This is a genomic window from Pseudomonas sp. Pme6b, from assembly GCF_058129925.1.
Genome location: NZ_CM176704.1, coordinates 1,936,205 through 1,954,175, shown reverse-complemented (window position 1 = coordinate 1,954,175; position 17,971 = coordinate 1,936,205). Strand labels below are relative to the sequence as shown.

General features: G+C 57.0%; 21 protein-coding genes and 1 tRNA gene. 13 read left to right on the top strand and 9 right to left on the bottom strand.

The window, feature by feature from the left end; all coding sequences use genetic code 11:
- The first annotated feature begins 10 nt into the window (after positions 1 to 10).
- Positions 11 to 766: an IS21-like element ISPsy14 family helper ATPase IstB gene (istB, locus tag AC4ANE_RS08960; protein WP_002552598.1), complete on the top strand. Its 756-nt coding sequence runs from the start codon at positions 11 to 13 to the stop codon at positions 764 to 766.
- Positions 767 to 939: 173 nt separating this feature from the next.
- On the opposite strand, the gene gvpU is transcribed toward istB, so the two are convergent.
- The gene (gene gvpU / locus AC4ANE_RS08955) at positions 940 to 1,422 is read right to left on the bottom strand and encodes a gas vesicle accessory protein GvpU (protein WP_002552597.1); all 483 of its coding nucleotides are present in this window, start codon (positions 1,420 to 1,422) and stop codon (positions 940 to 942) included.
- Between the two features lie 268 nt (positions 1,423 to 1,690).
- On the opposite strand from gvpU, the gene AC4ANE_RS08950 reads away from it, so the two are divergent.
- Together AC4ANE_RS08950 and AC4ANE_RS08945 are read left to right on the top strand one after the other, a co-directional pair.
- Positions 1,691 to 1,939 (top strand): CopG family ribbon-helix-helix protein, encoded by a 249-nt coding sequence (locus tag AC4ANE_RS08950; protein WP_002552596.1) that lies wholly within the window; start codon positions 1,691 to 1,693, stop codon positions 1,937 to 1,939.
- Positions 1,917 to 2,228 (top strand): type II toxin-antitoxin system RelE/ParE family toxin, encoded by a 312-nt coding sequence (locus AC4ANE_RS08945; RefSeq protein WP_002552595.1) that lies wholly within the window; start codon positions 1,917 to 1,919, stop codon positions 2,226 to 2,228. Before AC4ANE_RS08950 ends, AC4ANE_RS08945 begins: the two co-directional genes overlap by 23 nt.
- 134 nt (positions 2,229 to 2,362) lie before the next feature.
- Here the strand turns inward: AC4ANE_RS08945 and AC4ANE_RS08940 are convergent.
- The 5 genes from AC4ANE_RS08940 to dapA all read right to left on the bottom strand — a co-directional run bounded on the left by AC4ANE_RS08940 (position 2,363) and on the right by dapA (position 6,057).
- A tRNA-Ser gene (locus AC4ANE_RS08940) sits at positions 2,363 to 2,452 on the bottom strand.
- Between the two features lie 91 nt (positions 2,453 to 2,543).
- On the bottom strand, positions 2,544 to 3,254 hold the full coding sequence (gene purC / locus AC4ANE_RS08935; protein WP_002552594.1) for a phosphoribosylaminoimidazolesuccinocarboxamide synthase: 711 nt from the start codon (positions 3,252 to 3,254) through the stop codon (positions 2,544 to 2,546).
- Between the two features lie 28 nt (positions 3,255 to 3,282).
- On the bottom strand, positions 3,283 to 4,041 hold the full coding sequence (locus tag AC4ANE_RS08930; RefSeq protein ID WP_002552593.1) for an MBL fold metallo-hydrolase: 759 nt from the start codon (positions 4,039 to 4,041) through the stop codon (positions 3,283 to 3,285).
- Positions 4,042 to 5,160: an NlpB/DapX family lipoprotein gene (gene bamC / locus AC4ANE_RS08925; RefSeq protein ID WP_002552592.1), complete on the bottom strand. Its 1,119-nt coding sequence runs from the start codon at positions 5,158 to 5,160 to the stop codon at positions 4,042 to 4,044. It lies immediately after the preceding gene.
- 18 nt (positions 5,161 to 5,178) lie between these two features.
- A complete protein-coding gene (gene dapA, locus AC4ANE_RS08920) occupies positions 5,179 to 6,057 on the bottom strand; it encodes a 4-hydroxy-tetrahydrodipicolinate synthase (RefSeq protein WP_460408858.1) in 879 nt (292 codons plus the stop codon).
- A 324-nt stretch (positions 6,058 to 6,381) separates the two neighbouring features.
- Here dapA and AC4ANE_RS08915 point away from each other — a divergent pair, with 324 nt between their 5' ends.
- Positions 6,382 to 6,945, top strand: a complete 564-nt coding sequence (locus tag AC4ANE_RS08915) for a glycine cleavage system transcriptional repressor (protein WP_002552590.1) — start codon at positions 6,382 to 6,384, stop codon at positions 6,943 to 6,945.
- A gap of 9 nt (positions 6,946 to 6,954) precedes the next feature.
- On the top strand, positions 6,955 to 7,428 hold the full coding sequence (locus AC4ANE_RS08910; RefSeq protein ID WP_002552589.1) for a peroxiredoxin: 474 nt from the start codon (positions 6,955 to 6,957) through the stop codon (positions 7,426 to 7,428).
- Between the two features lie 54 nt (positions 7,429 to 7,482).
- Here the strand turns inward: AC4ANE_RS08910 and AC4ANE_RS08905 are convergent, their stop codons facing one another.
- Positions 7,483 to 8,553 carry an AI-2E family transporter gene (locus AC4ANE_RS08905; RefSeq protein ID WP_002552588.1) on the bottom strand — a complete coding sequence of 357 codons (1,071 nt, stop codon included), beginning with the start codon at positions 8,551 to 8,553 and terminating at the stop codon, positions 7,483 to 7,485.
- Between the two features lie 34 nt (positions 8,554 to 8,587).
- On the bottom strand, positions 8,588 to 8,839 hold the full coding sequence (locus tag AC4ANE_RS08900) for a sulfurtransferase TusA family protein (protein ID WP_002552587.1): 252 nt from the start codon (positions 8,837 to 8,839) through the stop codon (positions 8,588 to 8,590).
- Between the two features lie 140 nt (positions 8,840 to 8,979).
- On the opposite strand from AC4ANE_RS08900, the gene AC4ANE_RS08895 reads away from it, so the two are divergent.
- A complete protein-coding gene (locus AC4ANE_RS08895) occupies positions 8,980 to 10,413 on the top strand; it encodes a M48 family metalloprotease (protein WP_002552586.1) in 1,434 nt (477 codons plus the stop codon).
- A 51-nt stretch (positions 10,414 to 10,464) separates the two neighbouring features.
- Here the strand turns inward: AC4ANE_RS08895 and nadA are convergent, their stop codons facing one another.
- Positions 10,465 to 11,523, bottom strand: coding sequence for a quinolinate synthase NadA (gene nadA, locus AC4ANE_RS08890; protein ID WP_002552585.1), 1,059 nt, complete (start codon positions 11,521 to 11,523; stop codon positions 10,465 to 10,467).
- Positions 11,524 to 11,918: 395 nt separating this feature from the next.
- Here nadA and AC4ANE_RS08885 point away from each other — a divergent pair, with 395 nt between their 5' ends.
- The 7 genes from AC4ANE_RS08885 (at position 11,919) to AC4ANE_RS08855 (ending at position 17,970) form a co-directional block, all read left to right on the top strand.
- Positions 11,919 to 13,517: a glycoside hydrolase family 28 protein gene (locus AC4ANE_RS08885; RefSeq protein ID WP_031597583.1), complete on the top strand. Its 1,599-nt coding sequence runs from the start codon at positions 11,919 to 11,921 to the stop codon at positions 13,515 to 13,517.
- 319 nt (positions 13,518 to 13,836) lie between these two features.
- Positions 13,837 to 14,697 carry a ParA family protein gene (locus AC4ANE_RS08880; protein WP_460408857.1) on the top strand — a complete coding sequence of 287 codons (861 nt, stop codon included), beginning with the start codon at positions 13,837 to 13,839 and terminating at the stop codon, positions 14,695 to 14,697.
- 57 nt (positions 14,698 to 14,754) lie between these two features.
- Entirely contained in the window at positions 14,755 to 16,101 is a 1,347-nt protein-coding gene (gene dnaB / locus AC4ANE_RS08875) for a replicative DNA helicase (RefSeq protein ID WP_460408856.1), read from the top strand.
- 638 nt (positions 16,102 to 16,739) lie between these two features.
- Positions 16,740 to 17,069, top strand: coding sequence for a hypothetical protein (locus tag AC4ANE_RS08870; RefSeq protein WP_460408989.1), 330 nt, complete (start codon positions 16,740 to 16,742; stop codon positions 17,067 to 17,069).
- A 1-nt stretch (position 17,070) separates the two neighbouring features.
- Complete coding sequence (locus tag AC4ANE_RS08865; RefSeq protein WP_082301281.1) at positions 17,071 to 17,475, top strand: hypothetical protein; 405 nt, start codon at positions 17,071 to 17,073, stop codon at positions 17,473 to 17,475.
- The gene (locus AC4ANE_RS08860; RefSeq protein WP_032649250.1) at positions 17,472 to 17,717 is read left to right on the top strand and encodes a hypothetical protein; all 246 of its coding nucleotides are present in this window, start codon (positions 17,472 to 17,474) and stop codon (positions 17,715 to 17,717) included. The genes AC4ANE_RS08865 and AC4ANE_RS08860 overlap by 4 nt, the downstream gene beginning before the upstream one ends.
- A complete protein-coding gene (locus AC4ANE_RS08855; protein WP_060407255.1) occupies positions 17,653 to 17,970 on the top strand; it encodes an Arc family DNA-binding protein in 318 nt (105 codons plus the stop codon). The genes AC4ANE_RS08860 and AC4ANE_RS08855 overlap by 65 nt, the downstream gene beginning before the upstream one ends.
- Position 17,971: the final 1 nt, after the last annotated feature.

Here is a 17,971-nt window from a genome sequence, read left to right as displayed (position 1 = left end):
GAGCTTCGAAATGCTACCGAATCCAACGCTCGACAAGCTACAAACCTTGCGCCTGCACGGCATGATCAAGTCGCTGGGCGAACAACACGCAACGCCTGATATCAATGATCTGAGCTTCGACGAACGCTTCGGTCTGATGGTCGATCGCGAGCTGACCGAGCGCGAAGACGCCCGCCTGACCACCCGCCTCAAAGCCGCGCGGTTGCGCCACAACGCCTGCCTGGAAGACATCGACTACCGCAGCCCGCGTGGCCTGGATAAGGCCTTGATCCTGCAACTGGGCAGCGGCCAATGGCTGCGCGATGGCCTGAACCTGATCATCGGCGGGCCGACGGGCGTAGGTAAAACCTGGCTTGCCTGCGCGCTGGCTCACAAAGCCTGCCGCGACGGTTACAGCGTGCGCTATCTGCGTCTGCCGCGCTTGATGGAAGAACTAGGCCTGGCCCACGGCGATGGCCGCTTCGCCAAATTGATGGCCGGCTACGCCAAGACTGACCTGCTGATCCTGGACGACTGGGGCCTGGCACCGTTTACCGCCGCGCAACGGCGCGACATGCTTGAGCTGCTGGACGACCGCTACGGCAACCGCTCGACGCTGGTGACCAGCCAAATGCCAGTGGACAAATGGCATGCGTTGATCGGCGATCCGACCTTGGGCGATGCGATCCTCGACCGGCTGGTGCATAACGCTTATCGAATTGAACTGAAGGGTGAATCGATGCGCAGGCGCGCAACGAAATTGACGGCGGCAGGGGCTTCAGACTAACAATGCAAACCTGCGTCGCTGCGCTCCGACTGCCTGTCCGGATAAGCGTGGAACGAGTGTCCGGATGTTGGTGGGCTGAGTGTCCGGATGACGTGGAATTCGCACATAGCACGCTGGAGACCGTCATCAGAATGGATGAGAACGCCCCGACGAAAGCCGGGGCCTGAAAAAGGTCAGGACACGCCTGGTTTTTCAGCGATGAGCCCGATGGTGAAGCCGTCCACCGCCGAGATCCTGCCGCGCCACAACACACCTGCGTCGCAAATCGGATTACCGTCAGTGGAATAGGTCCGGCAATCCTTCAGGTGAATGAAATGGAATGCTGGCGTGTCTTCGGAAGACTCTCCCGGCTTGAAGGACAGAATCATTTCTTTCATCGTCGCGTCAGTGCCATTGGCAAACGAACTGAACGGCGCCGAAATATCATCGGCCAACTGCTCAAAATAGGTGTCGTGAGAAATCAGGTGCCCGGAAACCAGATTCCCGCCCACCGATAGCGTCACGCCCAGCTCCACCTTGGTGTTCGCGACAAACTTGACCAGCCATTGCAGCAACCAGTCGATCTGCTTGCCCTGCCACTTGAACTGGGCAATCACATCATCATGGCTCTGACTGGGAGAGGGTTGCGACTTTTGTACCTGATCTACGTCCGACATCTGATAGCTCCTCGCCTCACAAAACGTTGAACCCAAGGTATAGATCAGAAAGGGCTAAAGGGGAAACCGGGAGGGGTGAATAGTTTGGGAGTGGTGATGGGGCGGCATCGTCCCGACTTCGCTCAAGCGTTCGGGGTTGCTGTCGATTTCCAAAAAGTGAATAGCAACTCGGCGAAAAGCACACAAATTTGTTGCGCAATCAAAGCCTCAAGTATACTTTTCAGGATTCTGTATACACTGTTTACAATCACCACCCGTGGAGGCCAATATGGCATCGCCTGTTTTGTCATTCCGTGTCGAAGAAGGCTTGGTCGAAATGCTCGACCAGCTAGCGCTTGCCACGGACCGTGATCGTCAGTACCACCTGAAACGTGCTTTGTCTCGCTATGTCGAAGCAGAAGCCTGGCACCTGAAAGCCATTGACGAAGGCTTAGCCGACATTGATGCAGGAAAGACGATCAATCTGGAAACGGTTAAAGCCAAGTGGGTAGCACGTGCCGCAAATCGAGTTAAGTGAAAAAGCCGATAGCGATCTGGAAGCGATTCATGAGCATTATGCGGGGCTGATGGGCCATCAGAGAGCTGACGAAGTCGTCAGCACCATTCTGGAATCCATTGAGCAGCTCGCAACGTTTACAGGTATGGGACGCCCTTCCCAAGCCCCGGACGTACGCGAGCTGGTACTTACTCGCTACCCCTTCTTAGTGAGCTATGTGGTTCGCAGCCAGGTCGTGTTCATCGTCCGCGTGCTGCATGAACGGAACGAGCGCCTGAACACTTCAAAAATCCCGGATCAATTCAGCTAGTTCTGACCGGCCAGCTATCTTCGACTGCGGAAAAAACGGAGTCGGGGAAGGGAAAAATCTGGGAACGAGGGAGGTAGTACAGCCTGAAAACAAAAAACCCCGTGAATCAAATATTCACGGGGCTTTTCAAATAATGGCGGAGAGATAGGGATTCGAACCCTAGGTACCGGTGAAGGTACAACGGATTTCGAATCCGTCCCATTCGGCCACTCTGGCATCTCTCCAACGGCGCGCATCATAACAGCATCAACGCAGAAGGCGAAGCCCTTCTGCTGTTTTTTTTCGTGCTATCAAGCGCTTGCGTGTTTTTTCCGCTTACAGCGGCACGCCCAGACGGTTTGCGACTTCTTCGTAAGCTTCGATGACATCGCCCAGACCCTGGCGGAAGCGGTCCTTGTCCATTTTCTTGCGAGTGTCCTTGTCCCAGAGGCGGCAGCCGTCCGGGCTGAATTCGTCGCCGAGGACGATTTCACCGTGGAATACGCCGAATTCGAGTTTGAAGTCGACCAGCAGCAGGCCAGCGTCGTCGAACAGTTTGGTCAGGACTTCATTGACCTTGATCGACAACTCTTTCATGCGAACCAGTTGCTCGGCAGTGCCCCAGCCGAATGCCACAACGTGGGATTCGTTGATGAACGGGTCGCCCTTGGCGTCGTCCTTGAGGAACAGTTCGAAGGTGTAAGGATTGAGCCTGGTACCCTCTTCGATGCCCAGACGTTTGACCAGGCTGCCGGCAGCGTAGTTACGCACGACGCATTCGACCGGGATCATGTCGAGCTTCTTGACCAGGCACTCATTGTCGCCCAGCAGCTTGTCGAATTGGGTCGGAACGCCCGCTTCTTCAAGCTTTTGCATGATGAAGGCGTTGAACTTGTTGTTCACCATGCCTTTACGGTCCAGTTGTTCGATGCGCTTGCCGTCGAACGCCGAAGTGTCGTTACGGAACAGCAGGATCAAGCGGTCAGCGTCGTCGGTCTTGTAAACCGATTTGGCTTTGCCGCGGTAGAGTTCTTCACGTTTTTCCATGATGGGCTCCGCTTGCTAAGTAGTTGGGCTAGGCGATATGTCGCCAGTCGAGCCCTGAATCTTGATCGGCCAGTTGCAGCCAGTCCGGGTCGCACCCAAGGGTGTCGACAAAACATTGCCGGGCCAGATGCGGCAGGTTGTTCTTGCTGCTCAGATGCGCCAGCACCAGGTGCTGAAGGTCCTGCCATCCCAGCTCGCTCACCAGGCTGGCGGCCTGATGATTGTTCAAATGACCTGTTTCACAGCCAACGCGCTGCTTGAGAAAGACCGGATACTGGCCTCGGGCAAGCATGTCGCGACAGTGATTGGCCTCGATCATCAAGGCATCCAGGCCTTGATAACGCTGCAATACGTTGGAGCAGTAAGAGCCCAGGTCGGTCAGCAGACCGAAGCGGCGCTTGCCGTCATTGAAGACAAACTGCGTCGGTTCAAGCGCATCATGAGCGACAGACACTACATCGATGCCCAATGCGCCCACCTGCAAGCTCTCCCCGCCCGCCAGCAAACCGGCAACTTCAACCGGTTTTCGCATACCGCGCAAGGTACCGCTGCTGAGGTAGACCGGTACATTGTAGCGCCGCGACAGCAAACCCACGCCATGCACATGATCGGCATGCTCGTGGGTTACCAGAATCGCACTCAACTGGTTTGCAGCGACGCCCAGACGCGCCAGGCGCCGCTCGGTTTCCCGCAGGGAGAAACCGCAATCGACCAGTACGTATGTATCGTTGCTTGCGACCAGCGTGCCGTTGCCACGACTGCCGCTGCCGAGAACCGCGAAACGCACTTAACCCAGGTTGTCTTGAATAACGCTCAACACCCGACGCGCGATATCCGCAGGCGCAACGGTGTTGATGTTCTTCTCGACGGTCACTTGAACGTTGTCACCCACCTTGCTCAGGCGAACCTGATAACGCTCGGCACGGGCATCGATCTCTTCCTTGCTCGACTTGCTGCCAAACAGGCGACCGAAGAAACCAGGCTCGTTTTCAGGCGTTTTGGCCTTTTCGGCCAGGTTGATGTAGTACAGACCCAGGCTGCGGTTGATGTCCTCGACGCGCCAGTCACCCTGATCCAGCGCGCGGCCGACACTCGACCACGCACGGTCGAGATCGGCACCGAGGTTCAATACCGGGTTGCCGCTACCGTCTTCGCTCAAGGCAACACGGCTCGGGGTGTCGTAGTCACGTGCCGCCAACAGGGAAATAGAACCGCCCTTCTCGGCGTTGCGACCCATGCTGGCCAGCAGATCGTCGGTCAGTGCGGCATCAAGCCCCAGGTTGGTGGTACGGGTCGGGAAGGCCACATCGGCAGTGCTGCCGGCAGGACGCTCGACGCTCACCACATAGACTTCACTGGTATTGCGCTGCACGCCCGGCTCGATACGAACCCGCACGCGGGTTTCAGCGTCGGCTGAAACGCCAGCGGCGCTCAGGCGCTTGGCAACCGAAGCGGACAGTTCATCAAGACGCTGCCACGAGGAGCTGAATTCGCCAGTCTGCGGGCGCTCTTCAGCGATACGAAAACCATTGTCTTCAAAGTATTGATGAGCCACCGGCCAGACTTCGGCTGGCTGACGCTGAGCCAGAATCCAGCGCGCATCGCCGCTTTTCTGCTGGCTGAAATCGCTCGACTCGGAAGTCGTGCCCAGTGGCAGAGGACGAGGAACCGTGTATTCGCCTTCTTTCTGGGTGCTGTCAGCCACATTGCGCGGGATCGGCAGCAACGGGTCGAGGCGCTTGACGCCGGACACATCGGCAGGCACCTGCATGGGTGGGGTCTGGGTAGCCTGGAGGTAATCGCTACCGCGATCACGGAAGTAACCATCTTCGCCCCAGAGCCAACCGCAACCGCTGGTGCTGGAGATAATAAGAGCAAGTGCGGAAAGTCCGGCCAATCGCTTCATTGCGTGATACTTCCTCAATTAAACCAGGACGCCGGACTGGCGCAGGGCCTGACGCAGCGGTTCGTGACAGGCTTCGCTGAGCCAGGTAAGCGGCAGACGGATACCGGCTGGCATCTTACCCATTTCATGCAAGGCCCACTTCACGGGGATAGGGTTGGATTCGATAAACAGGGTGTTGTTGAGCGGCATGAGCTTTTCGTGAATCGCCCGCGCCGTCTCGGCATCGCCACGCATGGCCGCTGCGCACAGATCGCTCATGAGGCGCGGTGCAACGTTGGCAGTGACGGAAATATTGCCCTTGCCGCCCAGCAGCATCAACTCGACTGCCGTAGCGTCGTCACCGGAGTACACCAGAAAATCACTGCTGACGCTGTCCAGAATGTCCTTGGCGCGCTGCCGGTTGCCGGTGGCTTCCTTGATGCCGATGATGTTTTTTACCGCAGACAGACGCGCAACAGTCTCTGGCAGCATGTCGCAAGCCGTACGGCCCGGCACGTTGTAGAGGATCTGCGGGATGTCTACGGCGTTGGCGATGTGGCTGAAATGCTGAAACAGGCCTTCTTGCGTCGGCTTGTTGTAATAAGGCGTTACCAGCAGGCACGCATCGGCGCCAGCGGTCTTGGCGTTGGTGGTCAGCTCGACGGCTTCGCGCGTCGAATTGGCGCCTGTACCGGCGATGACCGGAATACGTCCTGCAACCTGGGCAACCACACGGCGGATGACCTCGATGTGTTCGCTCACATCCAGCGTCGCCGATTCACCGGTGGTGCCGACGGCAACAATGGCGTTGGTGCCCTCTTGCAAGTGGAAGTCAACCAGTTTGCTCAGGCTGTCCCAGTCCAGACGACCTTGTGCATCCATTGGTGTGACCAGTGCCACCATACTGCCCGCAATCATGCAACCGCTCCTGCCGGAAAAAGAGAGCCGTAATGGTACTGGCGCTATCAGCCTTGTACAAGCGAAGTACCGCGCTCTGAGCATTCCCCTGAGCGATGGTTTTCGCTACCCTTCGTCCTTTGATCGGTACTGGTCACCTGCGCACCTCGCTCAATCGGTCGAATTTGTCGCCAGAAGCCCTGCCCCAGTGCACTCCAGCCCGTCATGGTACTTCCATGCAAGGCAGGCGCTCCGGGACCCGGGAAGGTATCTCGCGCCATCGATTGTCGAAACAGCCCCGCAAGTCCGAAAAAGTACCGACCGCTCATCGTCTAGGAATGCTGCATGTCGTCCACCCCCACAGTTCGCGAACAATTCCTTGTCATCAGTGCCCTTGGCGCAAACCCCATGGAGCTGACCAACGTCCTGTGCCGTGCCAGCCATGAAAACCGCTGCTCGGTAGTCACCTCGCGCCTTACTCGCCACGGTGAGTGCAGTGCGCTGATTCTTCAGGTGTCAGGCAGTTGGGACGCTCTGGCGCGCCTCGAAACCAGCCTGTCGAGCCTCTCCAAGAAGCATGCGTTCACCACCAGCGTGGTACGCAGCGCTACCCTGGAGAACCGCCCGGAAGCCCTGCCCTACGTGGCTTACGTCAGCTCGGCGTACCGCCCGGACATCATCAATGAGCTGTGCCAGTTCTTCATTGACCACAACGTCGAGCTGGAAAATCTGATCTGTGACACATATCAGGCTCCGCAGACCGGTGGCACCATGCTTAATGCCACATTCACGGTGACACTGCCTGCCGGGACCCAGATCAGCTGGCTGCGCGATCAATTCCTCGATTTTGCCGACGCGCTGAATCTCGACGCACTGATCGAACCCTGGCGCCCACAAGCCCCAATGTAAGGAGTTCCCATGACCGTCACAGTAGATCAACCGGTTCCCGACTTTCAGGCACCCGCGACCAGCGGACAGACCGTAGAGCTGTCCGCGCTCAAGGGTCAGCAGGTCGTGATTTATTTTTACCCGAAAGACAACACGCCCGGCTGCACCACGCAGGGTCAGGACTTTCGTGACCATATCGCGCAGTTTCAGGCGGCCAATACGGTTGTGCTCGGTGTTTCACGAGACAGCCTGAAAACCCATGAAAACTTCAAGGCCAAGCAGTCTTTCCCGTTCGAGCTGATTTCGGACAAGGACGAAGCCGTCTGCCAGCTGTTCGACGTCATCAAGCTCAAGAAGCTGTATGGCAAGGAATACCTGGGCGTTGACCGCAGCACCTTCCTGATCGACAAGGAAGGCGTACTGCGTCAGGAATGGCGCGGCGTGAAAGTGCCGGGCCATGTGGCTGAAGTACTGGCGCAGGCCGAGGCCCTGAACAAAGGCTGATATTCCGATAAGCGTTGCGGCACGCAAGGTGCCGCAACGATCCAGACTTGCTGCTTAAAGCAGTGGTGCCACAGTGGGTTCATTACGCGGCCAGGCATCGAGGACGGCCTTGAACAACGTGGCCAGCGGAATCGCAAAGAAGATCCCCCAGAATCCCCACAGCCCGCCAAACAGCAGCACGGCGCAAATGATTGCAACCGGGTGCAGGTTGACGGCCTCGGAAAACAGCAACGGCACCAGAACATTGCCATCCAGCGCCTGAATGATGCCGTGGGCAATCATCAGGTAGATGAACTGATCACCCCAGCCCCACTGGAACAATCCGATCAACGCCACCGGCACTGTGACCACCACCGCGCCAACGTAAGGCACGACCACAGATATGCCGACCAGCATCGCCAGCAGCGCTGCGTAGTTGAGCCCGAGCGCGGCGAACGCGATGTAGGTCACGCCACCACAGATGAAAATCTCGATGACCTTGCCGCGAATATAATTGGCAATCTGACGCTTCATCTCATCCGCCACCCGGTTGATCAACGCACGCTCGCGAGGCAGATAGCCGCGCGCCCAGCGGCCGATCATGTGCCGATCCTTCAGAAAGAAGAACACCAGAATCGGCACCAGCACCAGGTAGATCATCAGGTTGACCAGCAATGGCAGGCTGGAGATCGAGAAGGTCAGCGCCAACTGACCGATCTTGCCCACTTCACCACGGGCGACTTCGATCGCCAGCAACACTTGCTCGTCGGAAACCAGATGCGGGTAACGTTCGGGCAGCAACAGCAGTACAGACTGCCACTTGGCAAGCATGCCCGGTGCTTCGTTGAACAGCGTGATCAACTGGTGCCAGAGCAGTGGTACCAGCACCAGCAGGAACAGCAGCAGCACACCGATGAACAGCGTGAAGACCAAGCCGACTGCGGCCATTTCAGGCAAGCGCAGGCGCTCCAGAACACTGACCAACCCGTGCATCAGGAAGGCCAGCACCAACCCCGCAATGACCGGCGCGAGCATTCCGCCCAGGGTCAGGACAAGGGTAAACGCCAGAAACAGCAAGACCGCCAGTACCACCGCCTCCTCATCGGAGAAGTAGCGTTGCACCCAATTGCGAAGCACATTGAACATCAAACATCCTTTTCAAAAAAACGGCGGTGGCGGTTCAAGCCTTGCGTAGCCAGTAAAGATAAGTGCCAGCGTCGACCTCTTCATGCAGCAACTCATGCCCGGAAAGTCTGGCAAAGGTTCGAAAATCCCGCTGTGACCCGGCGTCAGTCGCGATCACCTTCAGCACCGCGCCGCTGGCCAGACGATTGAGTTCCATCTTGGCTTTCAGCAGAGGCAGCGGACAGTTGAGACCACTGGCATCCAGTTCGGCGTCGCACACCTCGGGGCGCACTACAGCGTCAGACATCGTTTCCCTCCAGGCGGACACATCGAATTACAAACCATGTCCGAAAAGGCATGGCGGATAAGGCGGCAAGAATACCTCACTCTGGTCAGCACGCCATTGAGCCAGCTACAGTACAGGTTCTTCTGACCAGAGCTTCGTGCATGAATTTTTTGCGTCCTACACTGCTCACCCTCGCTTGCCTGTTCGCTACGCATGGCATGGCTGATGACCTGCCTTCACTTGGCGACGCCAGCTCCTCGATTGTCTCTCCCGAACAGGAGCACCGTCTGGGCCGTGCGTGGCTGGGGTTGCTGCGCGGCCAGGTGGCGCAGCTGTCGGACCCGCAACTCAAGGACTACGTCGAGACCTCGGTGTACCGCCTGGCCGAGACCAGCCAGGTTCAGGACCGGCGTCTTGAATTTATCCTGATCAACAGCCCGCAACTCAACGCCTTTGCCGCACCCGGCGGGATCATCGGTGTCAACGGCGGCCTGTTCCTCAACGCCCAGACCGAGGGCGAATACGCGTCGGTACTGGCCCACGAGCTGGCTCACTTGTCGCAACGCCACTTCGCCAGAGGCATGGAGGCCCAGCAGCGTATGCAGGTGCCGGTAATGGCCGCGATGCTGGCGGGTATTGTCATGGCTGCCGCAGGTGCCGGTGATGCCGGTATCGCAACCATCGCCGGCTCACAGGCGGCTGCAATCCAGGAGCAACGTCGCTTTTCGCGCCAGAACGAGCAGGAGGCCGACCGTATCGGCATTCTCAATCTGGAGAAGGCCGGTTATGACCCGCGCAACATGCCCACCATGTTCGAGCGTTTAATGCGTCAGTATCGGTTTGATGCAAGGCCACCGGAGTTTCTACTGACTCACCCGGTGAGCGAATCGCGGATCGCTGACACACGCAACCGCGCCGAGCAGGCCAAGCCTGGCGGCAAGGAAGACAGCCTGCTGTATCAACTGATGCGCGCCCGCGTTGCGTTGATATACGAAGAAACACCTGGTATCGCCGCCAAGCGCTTTCGTGCGCAACTGGTTGAAAACCCGAAATCCGATCCAGCTCGCTATGGTCTGGCCATCGCACAGATCAAGGGTGGGCAACTGAACGAAGCCAGAGAAACCCTCAAGCCATTAATCGAAAAAGCGCCAAACGACATCACCTATAATCTGACGCAGATCGACCTGGACATCACCAATAACCGCTTGGCCGATGCCCAGCAACGGGTCGATCGCATGCTGACGCTGTACCCTGGCAGCTACCCGCTCAATGATGTGCGTATTGACGTGCTGCTCAAGCAGAACCGCACCGCCGAAGCCGAAAAAAGCCTTGAAGCGCTGCTCAAGACCCGCCCGGATGATCCCGACATCTGGTACGTCGTGGCGGAAACCCGTGGCCTGAACGGCAACACCATCGGCCTGCATCAGGCGCGCGCCGAATATTTCGCACTGGTCGGCGATTTCCGTCAGGCAATCCAGCAACTGGACTTTGCCAAACGCCGTGCGGCCAACAACTTCCAGTTGGCGTCACGCATTGATGCACGGCAAAAGGATCTGATTGAACAAGAGCGGATGGTCAAGGACATGATGAACTGATGTCCGAATGAGAAAGCCCGACGCAAGCGTCGGGCTTTTTCATTACGGCTGTCAGGCATTGCCCGCTTGTCGCAAGCGCGCCGCTTGGGTGAAGTCCAGCATGCGCTGCAACGGGCGTACGGCGTTGGGGATCAGCGCCGGGTCAACGAATATCTCATTGCTACCCTCGCGCAGGCACTGCAAGGTGCGCTCAAGCGTATTCATCGCCATCCACGGGCAATGTGCACAGCTTCGGCATGCAGCGCCGTTACCGGCCGTAGGCGCCTCGATGAAGATCTTGTCCGGGCACAACTGCTGCATCTTGTAAAAGATGCCCCGGTCGGTGGCCACAATGAACGTCTTGTTGGGCAAGCGCTGCGCGGCGGCAATCATCTGACTGGTGGAGCCGACAACGTCAGCCAGCTCGATCACTGCTTCCGGCGATTCCGGGTGAACCAGAATCGCAGCCTCGGGATACAAGGCTTTCATGTCTTCAAGCTGCTTGGATTTGAATTCTTCGTGGACAATGCAGGCACCGTCCCACAGCAACATATCGGCACCGGTTTCACGCTGGATATAGCGGCCCAGATGCTTGTCTGGAGCCCAGATGATTTTCTCGCCGTTGTCCATCAGGCTTTCGACGATCTCCAGCGCGCAGCCAGAGGTCACTACCCAGTCCGCACGGGCTTTGACCGCTGCAGAGGTGTTGGCATACACCACCACGGTACGCTCCGGGTGCTGATCGCAGAACGCGGAAAACTCATCGACCGGGCACCCTACGTCAAGCGAACAGGTGGCTTCGAGCGTTGGCATGAACACGCGTTTTTCCGGGTTGAGAATCTTCGCGGTTTCGCCCATGAAACGCACGCCTGCGACCAATACAGTACTGGCAGCGTGGTTATTGCTGAAGCGGGCCATTTCCAGAGAGTCGGCCACGCAACCGCCGGTTTCCTCGGCCAGGGCCTGAATGACCGGGTCGCAATAATAGTGAGCGACCAGCACGGCATCCTGCTTCTTGAGTTCGGCAGCAATGTCGGCTCGGTAACGCGCCTGCTCTGCCGGGCTCAGCGCCTTGGGCTGCTTCGCATCGAGATGAGCCTGCACCAGGAAACGTTCGGAGATCTGTGTCATGTTCGCGGGACCTGAAGGCGCTAGAGCGCGAAAGGCAAGTTTACACCCGAAATACAGGCAATAAAAAAGCCGGAAACCCTTATCAACCAAGGCCCTCCAGCTTTACGCATACATCGCCTGACAAAGGCTGCGCCATGTGCAATCAAGCATATGGCTGATATTCAGTAAATATCGGCCCGACTTCTGAAGGCGCGCCGATTCTAACGCCAAAAAACCGATTTACCAGAAGTTTCTGGCTTGCCCATAGCCGATGAGAATCGTTCTTGAAACCGTCTAGAGATCCATTAAATAGCGAAACATGACAAAGAAATAATTTGTAGCGACTTTCTATTTGACACATCTCTAAAATATCTTGGTCGACCCAACATGGTTACTCACTATCACAGGTCTCATAGATGCCAGGTCCCCTACACTTCGCCATGCACACTTTTCGGCAGACCTCCTGGATGGCCGCTTCCGCGGCTATGTCACTGACCCTCATACTGCCCGCGCAGGCGGCCAGTGAGGCAGCCGTGGTGACGCCATGGGGCACTATAAGCGAGCCAACCAGCCCACCAGTCTGTAAGCAACTTCAAGCGCACCTGACTCCCAGAGACGGCTCGCTGGACAGCGCTGACGGTTCGGCGCTCGACTCCAGGCCTGACCAGGAGAATATCCAGAATGCAATCAATGGGTGTGCTGCCGGACAAGCCGTAAAGCTTGTAAAAGGTGACGGCGACAACTCGGCATTCCTCAGCGGGCCGCTGCAATTGAAATCCGGCGTCACGCTCTGGATAGACGAGGGCGTAACGTTGTTTGCGTCACGTAACCCCAAGGACTACGACAACGGCAAAGGCACTTGCGGCGTCACTACAGTTGCCAATCAGGATGCCTGCAGTTCACTGATTTCGGCCAAAAACACCCACTCCAGCGGCGTCATAGGCAAAGGCGTTATCGATGGTCGCGGCGGCAGTCTGCTTACCGCCGGGGCGAATGCCAATCTGCGCAGCTGGTGGGACCTTGTTTATCAGAAGACCTTGTCCAACGTTTATCAACAAAAGCCGCGCCTTATACAGGTCAGTGGCGGAACGGACTTCGTTATCCAGGGGCTGACGCTGCAAAACGCTCCGGACTTCAACATTGTGACTGACGGCGTGACCGGGGTGACTGTATGGGGGATCAAGATTCTGAATCCAAGCCGGGTCTACAGCGTAGAGGGCTACCACTGCCCAAGCGGCTCGACGCCCGACCAGAAGCCCCCTGGGACCTGCTTTACCCCGGAAACCGTGAAGAACACCGACGGCTTCGACCCCGGTCAATCGAACAAAGTATTGCTGGCCTATTCCTACATCAGCACAGGTGATGACAACGTAGCGATAAAGTCCAGCCGAATCTCCGGCAGTCGGGACCTGATGTTCGCGCACAATCATTTTTATTATGGCCACGGCCTGTCCATCGGCAGTGAAACCAACGGTGGCGTACACAATGTCAGCGTTGTGGATTTGGCGGCAGATGGTAGAGACAGCCAGGACGGCATCGGACTGAGAATAAAGACGAGTGCCAAGAACGGTGGAAAGGTAGACGGTATCCGTTACGAAAACGTGTGCATGCGTAACGTCAAATTCCCGCTGGTGTTCGACACCAACTACGGCAGTGCCAGCGGAACCTCGGACCCTGATCTCAGCGACATCACAGTGAAGGGCTTCCACTACCTGAACAGTCCGCGATTCGGTGGCGGCAAAATGACCTTCGCCGGCTACAGTGACAATGGCCAGAAACGGCCGATTCTGATCAAGCTGGATAACGTTGTCTTTGACGGCACTCAACCAGCCTTCACAGCGCTTACCGCCACCCACTTCACAATTGGCCCAGGGCCGGTAAGCTTCTTCAACAAACTGGTGCCTTCGATAAAAGACGACGTCACGGTGTCCGGCAGTCCAGGTGACGGTGCCCCGGTCGATTGCACGGCAGCGTTTGTGCCGATGAAATCAGTGGTGCCTTGGGCTCCGTTTTAACGGACGTTTGTTGTCGGACAGCGCTGCGGGGGCTTGGAGTTCCCCGCAGATGGCTGCCAGCTTAAGGGCACGGGATGGCGGGTCATTCCGGCGCGTGCTGATCTGGGTACCTGAATAAAAGACAGGCAAAAAAAAACCTGGAAATCCGCATTTTCATGGGCCTTCCAGATTTTCGAAATGGTGGGTCGTGTGGGATTCGAACCTACGACCAATTGGTTAAAAGCCAATTGGCTTTTGCTGACATAAAAAAGCGGCACACTCGGATGGTGTGTTGATCGGTTCACGCAGCCTCTAATGTCCCCATTAGAGGCTTTATACCATGTTCGTAACCTCGCTTTTGTCCACCAAAGGTGGTGTCGGAAAAACCACGCTGGCTGCCAACCTCGGCGGCTTCTGCGCCGACGCCGGCTTGAAGGTCCTGCTCATAGACATGGACCCGGTCCAGCCTTCACTGTCCTCTTACTACCCCATGACAGAGGAAGTCAGCGGCGGCATCTTCGACCTGATCGCACACAACCTGACTGATCCAGAAAGAATCATCTCCCGGACCAGCATCCCAAACCTGTCTTTGATCTTGTCGAACGACCCCAACAACCAGTTGATCAACCTCCTGCTTCAGGCACCGGATGGTCGGCTGCGATTGGCTCACCTGCTGAAAGCGTTCGCGACCCATTTCGATCTGATCCTCATAGATACTCAGGGCGCACGCAGCGTCATGCTGGAAATGGTGGTGTTAGCGTCAGATCTGGCCGTTTCACCATTACCACCGAACATGCTGAGCGCCCGGGAATTTAACCGTGGCACATTGCAGATGCTTGAAGGCCTGCGTCCTTACTCAAGGCTGGGACTGCTCGTTCCCCCCATCAAGGTCGTGGTGAACTGTCTCGACCAGACTGTCGATGCCCGCGAGATCCATGACGCGATCAGAAGGACTTTTGCTGACAACACTGAGATCGACGTCCTCAGAAATACAGTTCCCGCTTCAGTTATTTTCCGCCAAGGTTCAACCGCAGGCATGTCGGCTCATCGGATAGAGTACAAGCAACCTAGCAATCGCCGCGCGCCCAGCGCCCTGAAGATCATCCGAGATCTGGCCATCGAGCTTTTTCCGCAATGGGCGGACCGCTTTGAGTCAATGACCGAAATCGCCGTTGAAACCCTCGTCAAAGGGGGCCATTGAGATGGCCTGCGTCGACGATCAGGACTCGTCGTCCCTGGCAAGCATCGGGAGGGCGTGATGGATATTTCTCACATGTCCCCTCCTCACTCCGTCGAAGCGGAACAAGCCGTGCTTGGCGGGCTGATGCTCGACAACGAGTCATGGGATTTGATCGCAGACCGAATCAAAGCCGATGACTTTTCCCGGGCCGAGCACCGTCTGATCTTCCAGAGCATTGCGGCGCTGGCTGAATCGAACAGACCATTCGACGTGGTCACGGTATCCGACTCCATTGCGGCAATAGATGCTGCTGGTGGCTTGGCTTACCTCAGTGAGCTCGCCAAGAACACACCCTCCGTGGCTAACATCAAGGCGTATGCCGACACAGTGAGCAACCGAGCTCATCTGCGTCGGCTGATTTCACACGGCTATGCATGCACCCGGGAGGCTTCGGATCCTCAAGCGAATGCGTCCGAGGTACAGGACGTAATCGAACAGCAGCTGTTTGCCCTGGGACAAGGACGGCACACGTCTGACTTTGTCGACGTCAACCAGATGCTCCTGCAGGTGGTCGACAAGATCGATCTTCGCTTCAACGCAGGAGAGTCGGTGGTCGGAGTGCCCACTGGACTGTCCGATCTGGACGAGTTGACGGGTGGCTTACAGCCAGCGGATCTGATCATCCTCGCTGCAAGGCCTTCAATGGGAAAAACCAGCCTGGCGCTGAATTTCGTGGACGCTGCGCTTCAGAAAGATGACCACTCCACTGTTCAGATCTACAGCTTGGAGATGCCAGCCGAAGCGATCATTTACCGCCTTCTATCCATATTAGGGCATCTGAATCTTGAGAAGCTGATACGCGGACAGCTCGAAGATGAGGATTGGTCGAGGCTTTCGTTGGCAGTGGCCAAGGTCAATTCCTACAGGGAGCGCCTCGTCATTGATGACCAAGCAGACCTGACGCCTTCGGCAATTCGTGCCCGGGCACGCAGAGGGGCACGGCGTTTCGGAAAGCCAGGCCTGATCATGATCGACTATCTGCAAATGATGAAGTGCCCTGGCACGGAAAATCGGGCCAACGAAATCAGCGAGATATCTCGCTCGCTCAAAGCGCTGGCCAAGGAGTTCGACTGCCCTGTCGTCGCGCTCTCTCAACTAAACAGAGAGCTGGAGAGACGTCCGAACAAGCGGCCTATCAATGCGGACCTACGTGACTCGGGCGCGCTTGAGCAGGATGCGGACCTGATTCTCTTCGTGTATCGGGATGAGGTTTACAACGCCGACACCGAGCACAAAGGCATCGCCGAGCTGATCCTTGGCAAGCATCGCAATGGCTCGCTCGGCACCGTCAGAACGGCTTTCATCCCCCAGCACACCCGTTTTGAAAATCTTGCGGCCAGCACCTGGCAAGGAGCAAGGGCATGACGTCCTTCATTGAACTGACAAAGGAATCTCTTGCCCCTCATCTGCACGAAGCAATAAGTCAATGCCTGACAGAAAAGCCTCATCCGTCTGCTTGGCTGGTGGATGACATCGTGCTGATAGATGCAGCCGCCCTGAGCGCGCTTATCAGCATTGCATTGAACCCTCTACCACGTCGGCAAATTCCGAGCGATTTGGCTGACCTTCTGCTGCAACTCGAATTGGTATCACGTCCGCAACGCTACGTTCTGAGGTATGACTCGAAATTCGGCGGTCGAGCGCGTTGGCGTCCATTGTTGCAGCTCGCCAAAGGCGAGCTACCTGACAACGCACTTCTGGATGCATTTCCCTGGTTCTGCCATGAGGTTGAAGATCACCCCTTCATGGCACTGGGTATCCCCGGGGATATACACGCCACACGTCCTCAGGCGAATCGTTGGCGTCTAGCTCTGTTGCTTCCCGATCCCTCCACGCTTGCTTCGCACCATAGGCCATCTCCAGTCCTGCCAGTTCCTCATGCAGTGATAGCCACTTATCGAGAGGAGTCATTTGTCGGATCTGATCAGAACTCTACCACTGGCTGCGTCCGGCACCCTTTTGCGCAACGCGCCACCCACTTTTCTCGCCCGGGAGAATCGCTTATGAATCCGTGTGCTAGCCCCCCTTCGATTACAGATGAATGCCGTAACTGCGGCCAACACCTCCCACCTCATGTAGCCATTGCGGAGGGAGAGTGTCCGGTATGCCATAGCGGCGACTTGGTCGAGGTCCTCACGTTCGAGACCAAGGCACTTGATGCAGCGCTCAATCAGATGCCCCGCGGCATGGAGTACACCGTTGTGTTTCGTATGGAAGGTGACTGTTCGCGTCGCTCGTTCATGGAGAAGCTCACCGAGACTTTCGCCGACCACGAGGTTGAAATCCTGGAGATCCAAGCGGGTAACAAGCTCAGCGGATCGGAGGAACAGTGACATGGCGCGCCACTACAACATTCTTGAAGAGGATCTACCCAGTCAGTCAGATCGAGAGAGAGACAGGCTGCGGATCGAGAAGGCCATTACGGAATACTTCAGTCGCGGAGGGTCCATCCAACGAGTGGAAGCCGATCAGCGTGTGAATGACCCTTCGTTCATCATCAATGCTGAAAAAACGGCCTTGTTGAAGGCTGGTACTGAGTCTCAGAAGCAGAAAAAAGCAAATGCGCTCAGCGATACCGAGCTGGCACGCTTGCTTAGAGCTCACTGCACTGCCGGCTCATCACTCTTTTCAGCAGCTGCATCGCTCAATCAAACGCGTAAGCGTTGTGAGGCCATAGCTCGCCGCTACCAGATCCCCTTTCGCTCGGCTGCTTTCGGCAATGCGAGGGCACGATCATGAGCAATATGCCTGCATCTATTCGAGGCGCAAAAAAATCTTTGCAGGCGTTGGCTGACTTCGCCATTTCGCAGGGATGGGCGGTCCATCGCACTCACGGTGGTCACGTCAAGTTCACCAAAGGTGGATGTTCGCCCATTTTCACCTCGTTCACACCCAGCGACCACAGGGCCGGCCTCAATGCTCGCGCTCAACTGCGCCGCGCACACCCCCTCAGCCATGATGGAGAACGCCATGTTGAATAACGAAACCGTGAATATGCGTGACGACGACAAAGACGAAAAGTTTGTTGTTCGTTTCCCGATGGGAATGAGAGCTCGGCTATCGATGGCAGCCAAAGCCAGTCATCGCTCCATGAATAGCGAATGCGTATACCGCATCGACTGCAGCCTGAAGCAAGAGCAGGAGATTGCCAGGCTCAAGGCCGTGATCGATGTGTTGCTCAACGGCGGGACGCCAGCGAGCAATGTCGTTCAACTTTCTGAGGCGGGCCAATAAT